This is a genomic window from Streptomyces sp. NBC_00704, from assembly GCF_036226605.1.
In the GTDB taxonomy this organism is placed as follows: domain Bacteria; phylum Actinomycetota; class Actinomycetes; order Streptomycetales; family Streptomycetaceae; genus Streptomyces.
This window is the reverse complement of sequence record NZ_CP109000.1, coordinates 3,100,099-3,116,285: the sequence shown is the minus strand read 5'-3', so window position 1 is coordinate 3,116,285 and position 16,187 is coordinate 3,100,099. Positions and strand designations below refer to the sequence as shown.

The following is a 16,187-nucleotide window of genomic DNA, read 5'->3' as shown; positions in this document are numbered from 1 at the left end:
TCTCCCGGATGACGTGGGCGAATGCCTCCTGGCGGACCCCCGCGTCCCGGTGTGGCGAACATGTGCCAGAGTTGCCACGTCCGCCCTGTCAGCACGTACCGTACGGCAACACAGGTGGGACCAGGTGGGGCAGCGGGAAGGGGCAGCCGGTTTTGAGCACGCACGCACCGCAGGCGGCGCAGGCCGTCACGCTGCCCACGACACTGGACGAGGCCGTGGCGGCACTGGCCGCCATGCCCGCCGCCGTGCCCGTGGCCGGCGGCACCGACCTCATGGCGGCCGTCAACTCGGGACAGCTCAGGCCCACCGGACTGGTCGGTCTCGGCCGGATCAGCGAGATCCGCGGCTGGCAGTACCAGGACGGCCACGCCCTGCTGGGCGCGGGACTGACGCACGCCCGCATGGGCCGTCCCGACTTCGCCGCCCTCATCCCCGCGCTCGCCGCCGCCGCGCGCGCCGCGGGACCGCCCCAGATCCGCAACGCGGGCACCCTGGGAGGCAACATCGCCTCGGCCGCCCCCACGGGCGACGCGCTGCCGGTGCTGGCCGCGCTGGAGGCGACCCTGATCATCGCGGGCCCGGGCGGAGCCCGCCGGGAGATCCCCGTCTCGCACCTGCTGGCCGGCGTCGACATGCTGCGCGGCGGCGAACTCATCGGGTACGTGCGCGTGCCGCTGCTGCACGCCCCGCAGGTCTTCCTCAAGGCCACCGGCCGCACCGGCCCCGGCCGCGCGGTCGCCTCCGTCGCGCTGGTCCTGGACCCGGCCCGGCGCGGCGTCCGGTGCGCCGTCGGCGCCATAGCGCCGATGCCGCTGCGCCCCCTGGACGCCGAGCAGTGGGTCGCCCGGCTGATCGACTGGGACAACAGCCGCACCATCGTCCCCGAGGCCCTGACCGCCTTCGGGGAGTACGTGGCAGCCGCCTGCATCCCCGACCCCGCGCCGGGCGTCGACGGCTCCGTACCCGAACTTCCGCCCGCCGTACTGCACCTGCGGCGCACCGTCGCCGCGCTGGCCCGACGAGCACTGGGGAGGGCGCTGTCGTGAGCGACGACCAGCACGGACCCGGACACGGACCCGGACCCGGACCCGAACAGGGCGACGCGCGGGACCAGGGCGCGCCGCGCGGCGGCAGCCGCTGGGACCCGCTGCCCCAGGGGGACTACGACGACGGCGCGACCGCCTTCGTCAAGCTCCCCGAGGGCGGCATCGACGCCTTCCTGGCCGCCCGCGGCGACAGCCCGCTCGCCGCGCCGGGCCACGGCTACGTGCCGCCGCAGATAGCGGTCGCGCCCCCCGAGGACCCTGCCGCGGCCTGGGCCGCCCCCGCCGGCGCGGGCGACTGGCCCGCCCCGCAGGGCACCCCGCAGACCGTCGGCGACGACCGGTTCACCTACCACCCCGGCGCGACCGGCCAGTGGACCTTCGACGACACCTCGGCGCCCGGAGGCGCGCAGCAGCCCCCGCACGCCTCCGGCCACGACGTGACCGGCCAGTGGTCGATCCCCGTGGCAGGCGGCGACCTGCCCGACGAGTCCGGCGAGTTCACCACGTCGTCCCTGGTCGAGCAGTGGGGCGGCACGCCCCCCGCCACCCTCCCCGGCGGCGCGCCCGCGCCCTGGGCGACGGGCGCGCCCGAACCGGCGGAGGCGCCCTGGGAGCCGCACGCCGACGAGGCCGCACGGCAGGCGCAGGAGCAGACCCCGTTCGGCCACGCGCCGGAGCACACGCCCCCGCACGGCGTCGCCCCGCACAACCCCGCCCCGGCGACGGCCGACCACCGTCACGCCGCGCCGGACCACACCGCGCCGGACCACACCTCGTCGCACGCCTCCGGACCGTACGCCCCGGAGATCTCCGCCGAGGCGTACACGGTGGCCCCGGACGGCCCCGTGGAGGCCGAGGGGGCCCCCGAGCCCGCCGAGGACACCGGCCACGCCCAGCGGGCCCCCCAGGCCCCCGCCGAAGCCCCCGGCGCCCCCGCAGAGCGGACCGCCGAGGCCGACGCCGCGCACGCCGACGCCCGCACCCCGGCGGAAGCCCCCGCGGACGCCCCGGCCGCCGACGACACCCCGGACGGCACCGGGACCGTCCCGCGGCCCGACGCGACCGCCGACGCGGACCCGCACACCCCGGCCTCCGGCACCGCCGAGGACCCCGACGACGCACCGCCGCCGCTCCACGAGGAGCACCCCCTCGCCGCCTACGTGCTGCGCGTCAACGGCTCCGACCGGCCCGTCGCCGACGCCTGGATCGGCGAGTCGCTGCTCTACGTCCTGCGCGAGCGCCTCGGCCTGGCCGGCGCCAAGGACGGCTGCTCGCAGGGCGAGTGCGGAGCCTGCAACGTCCAGGTGGACGGGCGGCTCGTCGCCTCCTGCCTGGTCCCGGCCGTCACCACCGCCGGCAGTGAGATCCGCACCGTCGAGGGCCTCGCCGAGGACGGACAGCCCTCGGACGTGCAGCGGGCGCTCGCCCGGTGCGGGGCCGTGCAGTGCGGCTTCTGCGTGCCCGGCATGGCGATGACCGTCCACGACCTGCTGGAGGGCAACCCGGCCCCCACCGAGCTGGAGGCCCGCCAGGCCCTGTGCGGCAACCTGTGCCGCTGCTCGGGGTACCGGGGCGTCCTGCGGGCCGTCCAGGACGTCGTCGCCGAACGCGAGGCGAACGCCGCCGCGGACGCCGAGACGGACGGCGACGAGGCCCGCATCCCCCACCAGGCGGGACCGGGCGCCGGCGGCGTCCACGTGTCCGCCTTCGAGAACCCGGCACAGCCCCACCCGCACGACCCCGCGTACGGACAGGGCCAGGACGGAGGCCAGGCGTGAGCAACGAAGCAGTCGTCGCGGCGAGCCCCGTGGAGGCCGCCGCGCCCCCGGAGCCCGTCCCGCACGGCATCGGCGCCTCCCTCCAGCCCGCCGACGCGCGCGCCAAGACCGAGGGCACCTTCCCCTACGCGGCCGACCTGTGGGCCGAGGGCCTGCTGTGGGCCGCCGTCCTGCGCTCACCGCACCCGCACGCGCGCATCCTGTCCGTCGACACGTCCCACGCGCGGGAGATGCCCGGCGTGCGGGCCGTCGTCACCCACGAGGACGTCCCCGGCCGCGCCCTGCACGGCCGCGGCACGGCGGACCGGCCCGTGTTCGCCTCCGAGGTCGTGCGCCACCACGGCGAGCCCATCGCGGCCGTCGCCGCCGATCATCCGGACACCGCGCGCATGGCCGCCGCCGCCGTCATCGTCGAGTACGAGCTGCTCGACCCGGTGATCGACCCCGAACTCGCCTTCGAGGCCGAGCCCCTGCACCCCGACGGCAACCTGATCCGGCACATCCCCCTGCACCACGGCGACCCCGCCGCCGCCGGCGAGATCGTCGTCGAGGGCCAGTACCGCATCGGCCGCGCCGACCCCGCCCCGATCGGCGCCGAGGCCGGCCTCGCCGTGCCCCGCCCCGACGGCGGCGTGGAGCTGTACCTCGCCTCCACCGACCCGCACACCGACCGGGACACGGCCGCCGCCTGCTTCGGCCTCGAACCCGAACGGGTGAAGATCGTCGTCACCGGCGTGCCCGGCGCCACCGCCGACCGCGAGGACCAGGGCTTCCAGCTGCCGCTCGGACTGCTCGCCCTGAAGACGGGCTGCCCGGTGAAGCTCACCGTCACGCGCGAGGAGTCCTTCCTCGGCCACGCCCACCGGCACCCCACCCTGCTGCGCTACCGCCACCACGCCGACGCCGAGGGCCGGCTGGTGAAGGTCGAGGCGCAGATCCTGCTGGACGCGGGCGCGTACGCGGACACCTCCGCCGAGGCCCTGGCCGCCGCCGTCTCCTTCGCCTGCGGCCCCTACGTCGTTCCGAACGCCTTCATCGAGGGCTGGGCGGTGCGCACGAACAACCCGCCGTCGGGCCATGTGCGCGGCGAGGGCGCGATGCAGGTCTGCGCCGCCTACGAGGCGCAGATGGACAAACTGGCGAAGAAACTCGGCGTCGACCCCGCGGAGCTGCGGCTGCGCAACGTGATGGCGACCGGCGACGTCCTGCCGACCGGCCAGACGGTGACCTGCCCCGCGCCCGTCGCCGAACTGCTCCAGGCCGTCCAGGAGTACCCCCTCCCGGCGCTCCCCAAGGACACGCCCGAGGAGGACTGGCTGCTGCCCGGCGGCCCCGAGGGCGCGGGCGAGCCGGGCGCGGTCCGCCGGGGCGTCGGCTACGGCCTCGGCATGGTGCACATGCTGGGCGCCGAGGGCGCGGACGAGGTCTCCACGGCGACCGTGAAGGTCCAGGACGGCGTCGCGACGGTCCTGTGCGCGGCGGTCGAGACCGGCCAGGGCTTCACGACGCTGGCCCGTCAGATCGTCCAGGAGACCCTCGGCGTCGACGAGGTCCACGTGGCCCCCGTGGACACCGACCAGCCGCCCGCGGGCCCCGGCTGCCGTGGCCGCCACACGTGGGTCTCCGGCGGCGCGGTGGAACGCGCGGCCAAGATGGTCCGCACCCAGCTTCTGCAGCCCCTGGCGCACAAGTTCGGCATGTCCACGGAACTGCTGCAGATCACCGACGGCAAGATCACCTCCTACGACGGCGTCCTGTCGACGACCGTCACGGAGGAGATGCGGGGCAAGGAGCTGTGGGCGACGGCGCAGTGCCGCCCGCACCCCACCGAGCCCCTGGACGCGGCCGGTCAGGGCGACGCCTTCGTCGGCCTCGCCTTCTGCGCGGTCCGCGCGGTCGTCGACGTCGACATCGAACTGGGCTCGGTGCGGGTCGTCGAACTGGCGGTCGCCCAGGACGTCGGCCGGATCCTGAACCCGGCGCAGCTCGCCGCCCGCATCGAGGCGGGCGTGACCCAGGGCGTCGGCATCGCGCTCACCGAGAACCTGCGCACCCCGCGCGGCCTGATCCGCCACCCCGACCTCACCGGCTACGCGCTGCCCACGGCCCTGGACGCCCCGGACATCCGGATCGTCAAGCTGGTCGAGGAGCGGGACGTGGTCGCGCCGTTCGGGGCGAAGGCGGCCAGCGCGGTCCCGGTGGTGACCTCGCCCGCGGCGATCGCCTCCGCCGTGCGCGCCGCGACCGGCCGCCCGGTGAACCGGCTGCCGATAAGGCCGCAGGCGGCCGTGGTGACGGACCGGTGAGCGAGCCGGATCCGGGCCCCGGAGAGCGCTACGAGCCCCCGCCGGGCGTGGGCAGGCTGCTGGCCTGGATCCTGTTGTTCCTGACGGCCGCGGTGGTCGTGGTGCTGGGCGGCGTCTACTTCACCTGATCCCCTCGCGGGTCACCTGAGCCCCTCTCAGATGACCGGCGCTTGCGCCGGGTTCACCCGAGATCGTCCGGGCCGAGGGGAACTCGCGGGCCCGCCCCGACGTCTGTCAGACGGGACCTGTGTCGGGCGTGCCGGGCGCTGCCGCTGGTCACAGCCGTTGTCAGTGGGTCCGCATAGGCTGCGGAGCAGTGGGACGGCGCACGCAACTTTCCGCACGGGGGACCGATGGGCACGACCAGGACCACCACCGCCACGACGACGACCACACCGACGACCACGCCGACGATCATCTTCACCGAGGACGAGCTGAACCCGTACGCCGCACACGCACCGAAGCACCGCCGGCCGGCCACGACCGGCCCCGCCCTGCCCCAACGCCCGCCGCACGACGCCCTGTCGACGTACCCGGGCGGTGAGATCCCGGCCACCTCCCTCCCGCACGACCACCCCGGCCTGCCGGCCTCCCTCCCGCTCGCGCCCGGCCTGGAGGAACTGGTGCGCCTGGCCACGGCGGTGGATGAACTGGCGGCCCTGCGCGGCCAGTTCACCGCCTACGCGAGCCGGCTCGGCCCGAGGGCCGTGGCGGAGGCAAGGCGAGGACTGCTGGCGGTCTTCGAGCCGGACGAGACCGGCCCGGAACACACGCGGTACGCCACGCCGGTCATGCCGGGCGCGTCGGTCATGCCGGGCCTCCTTCGGCAACTGGCCGCGGTGATCCGCCCGCTGGCCCCCGCGACCGGCCCGTGCACCGCGTCCGGCCTGGCCCTCGACCTGCCGGCGCGTTTCCTGGGCGAGGAGTCCGGCCCCGGCGCGGTCGTCCGCTTCGACGACGTCGACTGCCCGCAGGCGCTCACCCACGCCCCCACCCGCCGTTTCCTGCGCGAGCGGGGCCTGCCGGAGAAGGCCGCCCGCTTCTCGGTGGAGACGGACGCGCCTCTGCGGACCCTCGCCGAGCACGCCGCCGACAGCCAGGCCGACGGCCACGGCGACGGCGACGCCCTGGCGGGACAGCGGCTCCCGGCCGGCGCCGACCGGCTGATCCGCCTGGGAGGCCTGACGGCGGACACCGCCATCGTCCTGGACGGCGCCACGGGCGCGGTGCTCGTCCGGAGCGAACGTGACCTCGGCCTGCGCCCCCTCAACGCCGACATCTCGACCCTCGCCCTCACCCTCCGGCTGACCCGGCACGAGCACGCCCTGACCGCGGTGCACGCCCTGACCGCGACCTACGACCGCCTCGCCGACACGATGTGCCGCACCCTGTCCGATTCGGCCCACCCGACCCCCTGCACCCTGCCGTCCGACGGTGCGACGGCCCACCCCGGCCCACCCGCCTGAAGCACCGCCGCGTTTCCGCCCCGCTAGTGAGCGGTCCCACCCGGACGACGCCCCCCGCCCCACCGGCTGACGGCCCCTCACCGACCCGCACACGCACGAAAGGACGGCCCCCGAGGGGAACCGTCCTTGCACGCCGCCCCGTGGGGCGAACAGCGATCGAGATCGAGGCCATGGCGGGAATCGAACCCGCGTAACTCGCTTTGCAGGCGAGTCCCTAAGCCACTCGGGCACACGGCCGGGTCGGTCGGGGGTTCGTGGTGCGCCCCGTCCGGACTTGGTACGTCGACCGTACGGGCCGGGCGGGACGGGGCTCAAGGGATGCGCCGGGCCCGCAACGGGACTGCCACACGCCGTTCATGAAACGGGCGGACGGGCGGTGGTCGTAGGACCGAGGTCCCAGGCCCGGACCCGTCCACGGACAGGGGCAGATGTCGGTGGCGCCCCTTACGCTGACGACCATGGCAGCCCTCGAACCCCGCGACAACGGTGTCGCAGACGAAACCCGGTCCCGCCCCGTCCCGCCCGACGAGGACGGGACCGTCCTCGGGCGGGCCCATCGGGCCCTCACCGTCGGGATCGTCTCCGTGGTGCTGCTCATCGCCTTCGAGGCGACCGCCGTGGGCACCGCGATGCCGGTCGCGGCACGCGACCTCGACGGGGTGTCCGTGTACGCGTTCGCGTTCTCCGGGTACTTCACGACGAGTCTGTTCGGAATGGTCTTCGCCGGACAGCTGTCGGACCGGCGCGGACCGCTCGGCGCGCTGGGCGGCGGGATCGGGGCCTTCGCGGCGGGGCTGCTGCTCTCGGGAAGCGCCCAGGTCATGTGGGTGTTCATCCTCGGCCGCGCCGTGCAGGGGCTCGGCGGCGGGCTGGTGATCGTCGCGCTGTACGTCGTCGTCGGACGGGCCTATCCGGAACGGCTGCGGCCCGCGATCATGGCCGCGTTCGCCGCCTGCTGGGTGGTGCCGTCGGTGGTCGGGCCGCTGGCCGCCGGCGCGGTGACCGAGCACCTGGGATGGCGCTGGGTCTTCCTGGGCATCCCCGTCCTCGTCGTCGCACCGCTCGCGCTGGCGCTGCCCCAGATACGCCGGCGGGCCAGCGGGCCCGTGGAGGGGACGGACGCCCCGCCCTTCGACCGGCGGCGGATCCGGCTCGCCCTCGCCATCTCCCTCGGCGCGGGGCTCCTGCAGTACGCCGCCCAGGATCTGCGGCCGCTCTCGGCGGCGCCCGCCGCCGCGGGGCTCGCGCTGCTCGTGCCCGCCGTGCGCGGACTGCTGCCGCGCGGCACCTGGCGGGCCGCCCGGGGCCTGCCCTCCGTCGTGCTGCTGCGCGGTGTGGCCGCCGGGTCCTTCATCGCCGCCGAGTCCTTCGTGCCGCTGATGCTGGTGACCCAGCGGGGGCTGAGCCCGACCCTGGCCGGGTTCTCGCTCGCCGCGGGCGGCGGCACCTGGGCCCTGGGGTCGTGGCTTCAGTCGCGGCCCTGGGCGGAGCCGTACCGCGAGCGGCTGATGGCGCTCGGGATGGTGCTGGCGGCCGCCGCCATCGCCGCCGCGCCCAGTGTGCTGCTGCCCGCGGTGCCCGCGTGGACGGTGGCCGTCGCCTGGGGCTTCGGCTGCTTCGGCATGGGGCTCGTGATCTCCTCCACCAGCGTGCTGCTGCTGAAACTGTCCGCTCCGCAGGAGGCGGGCTCCAACTCGGCCGCCCTCCAGATCTCGGACGGCCTGTCCAACGTCCTGCTGCTCGCTGTCGGCGGCGCCGCCTTCGCCGCGCTGGGCGGCGGGAACGTGGCGCACGCGACGACGTCCGCGGCCGCCGACGGCGCCTCGCATCCGGCCGCCTTCGCCGCCGTCTTCCTCCCGATGGCCGCGGTGGCGCTCCTCGGAGCCTGGGTGACCACCCGCCTCCACCAGCACCCAGAAACCCGCAGGTGAGCCGGGCGGTACGGGTGGCTCGGGGTGGGGCCCGTAGTACCTGCGGGGCGTGAGGAGCGCCGGTGGGCAGGGTGGTACGGGTGGCTCGGGTGGGACCCGTAGTAACCGCGGGGCGTGAGCAACGCCGGTGAGCCGGGTGGTACGGGTGGCTCGGGTGGGACCCGTAGTACCCGCGGGGCGTGAGCAACGCCGGTGGGCCGGGTGGCACCGGTGGCTCGGGTGGGACCCGTAATACCCGCTGGGCGCGGATAACGCTCGTGAGCCGGTTGGCACCCGTGACCTGGGTGGGACCCGTAGTACCCGCAGGGCTTGAGCACCGCCAGTGAGCCGGTTGGCACCGGTGGCTCGGGTGGGACCCGCAATACCCGCCGGGCGCGGATAACGCTCGTGAGCCGATTGGCACCCGTAACCCGGGTGGGACCCGTAGTACCCGCAGGGCGTGGGTGATGTCGTGAGGCGGGTGGCGCAGCGGCGTAGGGCCTGGTCATCGGCGTGGCGTCGGGTGTGGGGGGCCAGGTGGACCGGGCTCCGGTGATCGCGGAGGGGCCGCGGGCGCTGTGACCTGGGTCCCAACCGCGGGCGACCGCGCGTCGTTCGCGCGTCGGCACCGCCGGGCCGCCGGTAGGGTGGCCCGGTCGTCCCGCCCGCCCGAGTCCCCCGTCCGCGAGGACGGAGTCAGCCCGTCCGTCCGCCACCCGACACGCGCATCCGCCCTTCCGACGCGCTTCGCGCGGACCCTCTTGATTCGACCCCGAACCCGGAGACCGTGACCATCACCGCCGCCACCAGCTCCACCTCCCACCACCTGTCGCCCGCCTTTCCCGGCCGCGCCCCCTGGGGCACCGCCAGCAAACTGCGCGCCTGGCAGCAGGGGGCGATGGAGAAGTACCTCCAGGAGCAGCCGCGCGACTTCCTCGCCGTCGCCACCCCCGGCGCCGGCAAGACGACCTTCGCGCTGACCCTCGCCTCCTGGCTGCTGCACCACCACGTCGTGCAGCAGGTGACCGTGGTCGCACCGACCGAGCACCTGAAGAAGCAGTGGGCGGAGGCGGCCGCGCGGATAGGGATCCGGCTGGACCCCGAGTACAGTGCCGGGCCGCTCAGCAAGGACTACCACGGCGTCGCCGTCACGTACGCGGGCGTCGGCGTGCGGCCGATGCTGCACCGCAACCGCAGCGAGCAGCGCAAGACGCTCGTCATCCTCGACGAGATCCACCACGCCGGCGACTCCAAGTCCTGGGGCGAGGCCTGCCTGGAGGCGTTCGAGCCCGCCACCCGCCGGCTCGCGCTCACCGGCACGCCGTTCCGCTCGGACACCAACCCCATCCCCTTCGTGACGTACGAGGAGGGCAACGACGGGATCCGGCGGTCCGCCGCCGACTACACCTACGGGTACGGGTCCGCGCTCGCCGACAACGTGGTGCGGCCGGTCATCTTCCTCTCCTACAGCGGCAACATGCGCTGGCGGACGAAGGCCGGCGACGAGATCGCCGCGCGGCTCGGCGAGCCGATGACCAAGGACGCGATCAGCCAGGCCTGGCGCACCGCCCTCGACCCGCGCGGCGAGTGGATGCCCAGCGTGCTGCGCGCCGCCGACCAGCGGCTCACCGAGGTCAGGAAGGCGATCCCGGACGCCGGCGCGCTCGTCATCGCCTCCGACCAGGACTCCGCCCGCGCCTACGCCAAGCTCATCCGGGAGATCACCGGCTCGAAGGCCACCCTCGTCCTGTCCGACGACACCGGCGCGTCCCGCCGCATCGACGACTTCAGCGCCGGCGACGACCGGTGGATGGTCGCGGTGCGGATGGTGTCCGAGGGCGTCGACGTGCCGCGCCTCGCGGTCGGGGTGTACGCCACGACGATCTCCACGCCGCTCTTCTTCGCCCAGGCCGTCGGCCGCTTCGTGCGGTCCCGGCGGCGCGGCGAGACCGCCTCCGTCTTCCTCCCCACGGTGCCCGACCTGCTCACCTTCGCCAACGAGATGGAGGTCGAGCGCGACCACGCCCTCGACAAGCCGAAGAAGGAGGGCGAGGAGGATCCGTACGCCGAGTCCGAGAAGGAGATGGACGAGGCGAACAAGGAGCAGGACGAGGACACCGGCGAGCAGGAGCAGTTCGCCTTCGAGGCGCTGGAGTCCGAGGCCGTCTTCGACCGGGTGATGTACAACGGGGCCGAGTTCGGCATGCAGGCCCACCCGGGGAGCGAGGAGGAGCAGGACTACCTCGGCATCCCGGGACTGCTCGAACCCGACCAGGTGCAAATGCTGTTGCAGAAGCGGCAGGCCAAGCAGATCGCGCACAGCAGGAAGAAGCCCGACAGCGAGGCGGACCTGCTGGAACTGCCCGCCGAGCGGCGGCCGGTGGTCTCCCACAAGGAGATGATGGAGCTGCGCAAGCAGCTCAACACGATGGTCGGCGCGTATGTCCACCAGAGCGGCAAGCCCCACGGTGTGATCCACACCGAACTGCGGCGCGTGTGCGGCGGACCGCCCAGCGCGGAGGCGACGGCGGGCCAGTTGCGGCAGCGGATCGCCAAGGTGCAGGAGTGGGCCACCCGCATGCGCTGACCCCCGGCGACGCCGGGCGGCAGAGCCGATCCCCGGACGGCCCGAACACCTCAGACGTCCCGGACGGTATGGACATTCAGGGTGTATAGAACATTCAGGGTCTTCCGGATGCAGAGAATTCTTCGGGCTTTCAAGGCGCTTGGTGCGCTTCCGTCTCCCGAGTTCCCCGGACGCGCGGAACCGTCCGACGGGACCGTCCGGCAAAACCCTCCGACGGAACCCCCGACGAGGCCGTCCGATGGTGCCGTCCGGCAGGGGCGTGCGGCCGGGGGCGTGCTCCGTACGTATCGGGACAAACGCAGGAAGTCCCTCCCGGCCACTGACCGGATTCTGGACGGAGCCTTCCGCTCAGCGAACCTGCTTCGCTACTGTCCCGCTACGCACACGCCCCGTGGCAGCGCCGCCGCGGAGCGCAGCCGTGAAGCGACCTGGCCCGGACATGCCGGACCCGTCTGTCGATCGGCGGCCTCTGTGGCGCGTCACTGACGGGACTCGGTGACGCATCCGCCGCGACGGAGGGCCGCCGGCCTCACCACTTAAGGAGTGGGCGTCGTGACCGCGGAAACCTCCCAGACGCTCGATCGAGGGCTGAAGGTACTCAAGCTGCTGGCCGACACCGACCACGGCCTGACCGTCACCGAGCTGTCCAACAAGCTCGGCGTCAACCGGACCGTCGTCTACCGGCTGCTGGCCACCCTGGAGCAGCACGCGCTGGTCCGGCGCGACCTGGGCGGCCGGGCCCGGGTCGGCCTCGGCGTGCTGCGGCTCGGCCGGCAGGTGCATCCGCTGGTGCGCGAGGCCGCGCTGCCCGCGCTGCGCTCGCTGGCCGAGGACATAGGGGCGACCGCGCATCTGACGCTGGTGGACGGCACGGAGGCGCTCGCCGTCGCCGTCGTCGAACCGTCCTGGACGGACTACCACGTGGCCTACCGGGCCGGGTTCCGGCATCCGCTGGACCGGGGGGCGGCCGGCCGGGCGATCCTCTCCGCACGGCAGAAGTCGGCGCGTCGCGCGGACGAGCCCGGCTACACGCTGACGCACGGCGAGCTGGAGGCCGGCGCGAGCGGCGCGGCCGCCCCGCTGCTCGGCGTGACCGGCGTCGAGGGCAGTGTGGGCGTCGTGATGCTGGCGGACGCGGTGCCCGAGCGGGTGGGCCCGCGGGTCGTGGACGCGGCCCGCGAGGTGGCCGAGGCGCTGCGCTGACCGGCGGGCGGCCACGGGTGCGGCGCGTCCCCGCGTTAGATTGACCCCGTGCTCTCACGCCTCTCACGCCCCAAGGCCCTCGCCGTCTGCGCGCTGCCCGTCGTGGCGCTGCTCGCCGCGGCCGCGTTCGCGCCGCTGCCGTTCTCGGTGGCGCAGCCGGGCATGACGGCGAACGTCCTCGGCGAGAACAAGGGCGCCGAGGTGATCACGATCTCCGGCGCGCCCACCCGGCACACCACGGGGCAGCTGCGGATGACGACGATCGAGGCGACCAACCCCGACACCGACGTCAGGCTCTCCGACGTGATCGACGGCTGGTTCCGCACCGACCAGGCGATCATGCCGCACGACTCGGTCTACCCCGGCGGGCAGAGCACCGAGGAGATCGAGCGGCACAACACCGAGCAGATGCGGCAGTCCCAGGACGCGGCGACCGAGGCGGCGCTGAAGTACCTGGACCTCTCCGACGACGGCGTCAAGGTCACGCTGAAGCTGGCCGACGTGGGCGGGCCCAGTGCCGGTCTGCTGTTCTCGCTCGGCATCGTCGACAAGCTCGACGGCGACGGCGGCGGCGGCGACCTCACGGGCGGCCGCACCATCGCCGGCACGGGGACGATCGACGGGTCCGGCAAGGTCGGCGCGGTCGGCGGCGTCGGACTGAAGACGCAGGCCGCGCGGCGGGACGGCGCGACCGTGTTCCTCGTGCCGAAGGACGAGTGCGCCGACGCGAAGGCCGATCTGCCCCGCGGGCTGCGGCTGGTCCCGGTCACCAGCCTCCAGGGTGCGGTCAGGGCGCTGGTCGCGCTGGAGCACGGCAAGGGCTCCGTCCCCAGCTGCTGAGGCGGTGCCGGGGGGTCACGTCACGAAGCCCTGGTCCTTCATCCTTCTCCGGCGCCGCCTGGTGCGGTCCCGGCCGTCGACAGCCACCTCGGTGTTCGGCCTCCGCGCCACCGCGTTGCCGGTGTCCGATCGAGCCGGGCGGGACGTCGTCGGCCATGGGGGAGCCGCTGCCCGGGCCGCGGCCGGCGGTCAGCAGCGGCGTCCCGGCGGGGAGCGCGGCCCGTCTCACGCGCCGGCCTCCAGTCCGCGCGGCCGCAGCAGCACCTCGGCGAGTGAGGCCAGCCAGTCGACCAGCAGCGCCAGGGCGACGGTGAGGACCGAGCCCAGCACCAGCACGGGCATGCGCTGGTCGGTGATGCCGGCCGTGATCAGCACGCCCAGGCCGCCGCCCCCGCCGAAGGCCGCCAGGGTCGCCGTGCCGACGTTCAGCACCAGCGCGGTGCGGACGCCGGCCAGGACGAGCGGGACCGCCAGCGGCAGTTCCACCCGGGACAGCACGCCGGCCGGGGACATGCCGATCCCGCGGGCCGCCTCCAGCAGCGCCGGATCGTTCGCCCTCAGCCCGGCGACGGTGTGGGAGAGCACGGGCAGGACGGCGTAGGCGACCATGCCGGCCAGGGCCGCCCGGCGGCCGACGCCCAGCCAGATCACCAGCAGCGCCAGCAGGCCGATCGCCGGGGTCGCCCGGCCCACGTCGGCGAGGGCGAGCGCGACGGGGGCCGCCCCGCGGAAGCGGCGCCGGGTGAGCAGGACGCCCAGCGGGATCGCGATGACCAGCACGAAGAACGTGGAGATCACCGTCAGCTGGACGTGCTGCCACAGCGCCTCGGTCACCTGGCCGCCGGAGAGCGCGTGTTCGGTGACCGTGTCCAGGTCGGCCTGCTCGAACCACAGCCAGGTCGCCAGGAGCAGGGCGACCACGAAGGCGGGCAGCACGGTGAGCTTCCGCCAGGTGAGGCGCCGCCGCGGGGGAGCGGACGCCCGGAGCGCGGAATCCGCCGCCTCCCGCCCCGCCGCCTCCCGCCCCGCCGCCTCCCGCCCCGGCGGGCCCGTCCCGTCGTACGCCCGCCGCCCGCCCGGTTCTTCCGCCGGCCCGCCGTCGACCTTCGGGGCGCTCATGCCGGAGCCGTCCCGACCGCGCCCTCCCGTTCCGCACGCGTCCGCGCGGCCGGGGCCTCCCCGGCCTCCGCCGGTTCGTTCCGCACCGCGGGCGCCTTCCTTCGCCCTGCCCGCGCCTCGTTCCGGTCGGCCTCCAGCAGCGCGCGGACGGAGTTCAGCAGGGTCTCCATGTCGACGACGCCCGTGTACTCGCCGCGCCGCCCGGTGACCACGACCCGCCCGGCGTCGTCCGTGAGCACCGCTTCCAGCGCGTCGCGCAGGGTGGCGTCGCGGGTCACCGTGCCGCCGACGGGGGTCCCCGCCCGCCCCAGGGAGCCCCGCGTCAGGTCTGCGGGGCGCAGCCACTTGAGGGGCCGGCCGCGCCGGTCCAGCAGCAGGACCTCGTTCGCGCCTCCCGCCGGACCAGGACGGCCGGGGCGCGACCCCCGGGAGCGCAGCCGGCCGACGATCGTCTGCAGCGGGTCGTCCACGGTCACCGTGGGACAGCCGGTGATCGCCACGTCCCGCACCCGGCTGAGACCGAGCCGTTTCAGCGCCGCTCCGGCCCCCACGAGACCGGACACGAAGCCGTCCGCCGGGTGGGTGAGGATCGCCTCCGGGGTGTCGAACCGGGCGATGCGGGAGCGCTCGCGCAGCACCGCGATCCGGTCGCCGAGCCTGATCGCCTCGTCGAAGTCGCGGGTGACGAACACGATCGTCCTGCGCAGGTCGCGCTGGATCCGGATCAGCTCGTCCTGGAGATGACCGCGGGTGACCGGGTCGACGGCCCCGAACGGCTCGTCCATCAGCAGGACCGGCGGATCCGCCGCCAACGCCCGTGCCAGGCCCACCCGTTGCTGCTGCCCCCCGGACAGCCGGCGCGGGTAGCGGTCGCGGAACTCGCCGGGGTCGAGCCCGACCAGGTCGAGCATCTCGTCCACCCGGTCGCGGATCCGCGCCTTCGGCCAGCCGGTCATCCGGGGCACGAGCGCGACGTTCTGCGCGACCGTCATGTGCGGGAAGAGACCGGACGACCGGATCGCGTAGCCGACCGTGCGGCGCAGCCTCACCGGGTCGATGCCGGTGACGTCCTCGCCGCCGATGCGGATCCGCCCGCCGCTCGGCTCGACCAGCCGGTTGATCATCTTCAGCGTGGTCGACTTGCCGCACCCCGAGGGCCCGACGAGGACGACCGTCTCGCCCGCCCCGATCCGGAGGGTGACGTCGTCGACGGCCGGCCCGGCGCTGCCCGGGAAGCGCTTGGTGAGGTGCTCCAGCTCGATCGACGCGCCGTGCGGCTCAGACACGGATCCCCCTGGGAATCGTCAGCCGTCCGACGACGGCGTAGGCGGCGTCGAACAGCAGGGCCAGCACGATGATCCCGAGCGTGCCGGAGAGCACCTGGTCGAGGGCGTTCCTGCTCCCCGGCGAGGCGATCCCGCGGAAGATCTCGTTGCCGAGACCCGGCCCGGAGGCGTACGCGGCGATCGCGGCGATGCCCATCAGCATCTGCGTGGAGACGCGGATCCCCGTCAGGATCGGCGGCCAGGCCAGCGGCAGCTCGACGCGCGCCAGCCGGGTCAGCCGGGACATGCCGATGCCGTTCGCCGCGTCCACCAGCGAGGGATCGACGCCGCGCAGCCCGACGACGCAGTTCCGCACGATCGGCGGCAGCCCGTACAGGGTCAGCGCGATCACCGTCGGCGGCAGGCCGAGCCCGACCGCCGGGATCAGCAAGCCGATCACCGCGAGCGAGGGGACGGCCAGGACGGTCGCGGCGGAGGCGGTGGCCAGGTCGCCCGCCCAGGCGCTGCGGTGGGCGGCGACCCCGATCACCACCCCGATCAGCGTCGCGGCCACCGTGCACGGGAAGACGACGCTCGCGTGCTCCCAGGCGTCGGTGAGCAGTTGCCGGTGCCGGTCGTCCAGGTACTCCCAGAAGCTCAACGCTGC

The 16,187-nt window shown here is 74.7% G+C and carries 12 protein-coding genes and 1 tRNA gene; 9 read left to right on the top strand and 4 right to left on the bottom strand.

Translation table 11 applies throughout. The features are described 5' to 3' along the window. Positions 1–152 precede the first annotated feature (152 nt). The 5 genes from OG802_RS13660 (at position 153) to OG802_RS13640 (ending at position 6,596) form a co-directional block, all read left to right on the top strand. Complete coding sequence (locus OG802_RS13660; RefSeq protein ID WP_329410460.1) at positions 153–1,046, top strand: FAD binding domain-containing protein; 894 nt, start codon at positions 153–155, stop codon at positions 1,044–1,046. Continuing rightward, positions 1,043–2,824, top strand: coding sequence for a 2Fe-2S iron-sulfur cluster-binding protein (locus OG802_RS13655; protein ID WP_443055238.1), 1,782 nt, complete (start codon positions 1,043–1,045; stop codon positions 2,822–2,824). Before OG802_RS13660 ends, OG802_RS13655 begins: the two co-directional genes overlap by 4 nt. Beyond that, positions 2,821–5,130, top strand: a complete 2,310-nt coding sequence (locus tag OG802_RS13650) for a xanthine dehydrogenase family protein molybdopterin-binding subunit (RefSeq protein WP_329410458.1) — start codon at positions 2,821–2,823, stop codon at positions 5,128–5,130. The genes OG802_RS13655 and OG802_RS13650 overlap by 4 nt, the downstream gene beginning before the upstream one ends. Further along, positions 5,127–5,258, top strand: coding sequence for a hypothetical protein (locus OG802_RS13645; protein WP_329410457.1), 132 nt, complete (start codon positions 5,127–5,129; stop codon positions 5,256–5,258). Before OG802_RS13650 ends, OG802_RS13645 begins: the two co-directional genes overlap by 4 nt. 225 nt (positions 5,259–5,483) lie before the next feature. Next, positions 5,484–6,596, top strand: coding sequence for an SUKH-4 family immunity protein (locus OG802_RS13640; protein WP_329410455.1), 1,113 nt, complete (start codon positions 5,484–5,486; stop codon positions 6,594–6,596). Between the two features lie 165 nt (positions 6,597–6,761). On the opposite strand, the gene OG802_RS13635 is transcribed toward OG802_RS13640, so the two are convergent. Next, positions 6,762–6,833, bottom strand: a tRNA-Cys gene (locus tag OG802_RS13635). A gap of 221 nt (positions 6,834–7,054) precedes the next feature. Here OG802_RS13635 and OG802_RS13630 point away from each other — a divergent pair. From OG802_RS13630 to OG802_RS13615, 4 genes are all read left to right on the top strand, one after another. Beyond that, the gene (locus tag OG802_RS13630; RefSeq protein WP_329410453.1) at positions 7,055–8,527 is read left to right on the top strand and encodes an MFS transporter; all 1,473 of its coding nucleotides are present in this window, start codon (positions 7,055–7,057) and stop codon (positions 8,525–8,527) included. 766 nt (positions 8,528–9,293) lie between these two features. After that, positions 9,294–11,093 carry a DEAD/DEAH box helicase gene (locus tag OG802_RS13625; protein ID WP_329410451.1) on the top strand — a complete coding sequence of 600 codons (1,800 nt, stop codon included), beginning with the start codon at positions 9,294–9,296 and terminating at the stop codon, positions 11,091–11,093. A gap of 552 nt (positions 11,094–11,645) precedes the next feature. Continuing rightward, positions 11,646–12,296, top strand: coding sequence for an IclR family transcriptional regulator (locus tag OG802_RS13620; RefSeq protein WP_329410449.1), 651 nt, complete (start codon positions 11,646–11,648; stop codon positions 12,294–12,296). Between the two features lie 48 nt (positions 12,297–12,344). Next, positions 12,345–13,136 carry a S16 family serine protease gene (locus tag OG802_RS13615; RefSeq protein ID WP_329410447.1) on the top strand — a complete coding sequence of 264 codons (792 nt, stop codon included), beginning with the start codon at positions 12,345–12,347 and terminating at the stop codon, positions 13,134–13,136. Positions 13,137–13,361: 225 nt separating this feature from the next. On the opposite strand, the gene OG802_RS13610 is transcribed toward OG802_RS13615, so the two are convergent. From OG802_RS13610 to OG802_RS13600, 3 genes are read right to left on the bottom strand one after another with little or no spacing between them, the layout of a single operon-like run. Then, positions 13,362–14,255 carry an ABC transporter permease gene (locus OG802_RS13610; protein WP_329410445.1) on the bottom strand — a complete coding sequence of 298 codons (894 nt, stop codon included), beginning with the start codon at positions 14,253–14,255 and terminating at the stop codon, positions 13,362–13,364. Beyond that, positions 14,252–15,541, bottom strand: a complete 1,290-nt coding sequence (locus OG802_RS13605; protein WP_329410443.1) for an ABC transporter ATP-binding protein — start codon at positions 15,539–15,541, stop codon at positions 14,252–14,254. The genes OG802_RS13610 and OG802_RS13605 overlap by 4 nt, the downstream gene beginning before the upstream one ends. Then, complete coding sequence (locus OG802_RS13600; protein WP_329410441.1) at positions 15,534–16,181, bottom strand: ABC transporter permease; 648 nt, start codon at positions 16,179–16,181, stop codon at positions 15,534–15,536. The genes OG802_RS13605 and OG802_RS13600 overlap by 8 nt, the downstream gene beginning before the upstream one ends. Between the last annotated feature and the right edge of the window lie 6 nt (positions 16,182–16,187).

Coding starts and splice junctions, on each gene's coding strand:
- OG802_RS13640 (WP_329410455.1), top strand. CDS start 5,484: ATGGGCACGACCAGGACCACCACCGCCACGACGACGACCACACCGACG.
- OG802_RS13630 (WP_329410453.1), top strand. CDS start 7,055: ATGGCAGCCCTCGAACCCCGCGACAACGGTGTCGCAGACGAAACCCGG.
- OG802_RS13610 (WP_329410445.1), bottom strand. CDS start 14,255: ATGAGCGCCCCGAAGGTCGACGGCGGGCCGGCGGAAGAACCGGGCGGG.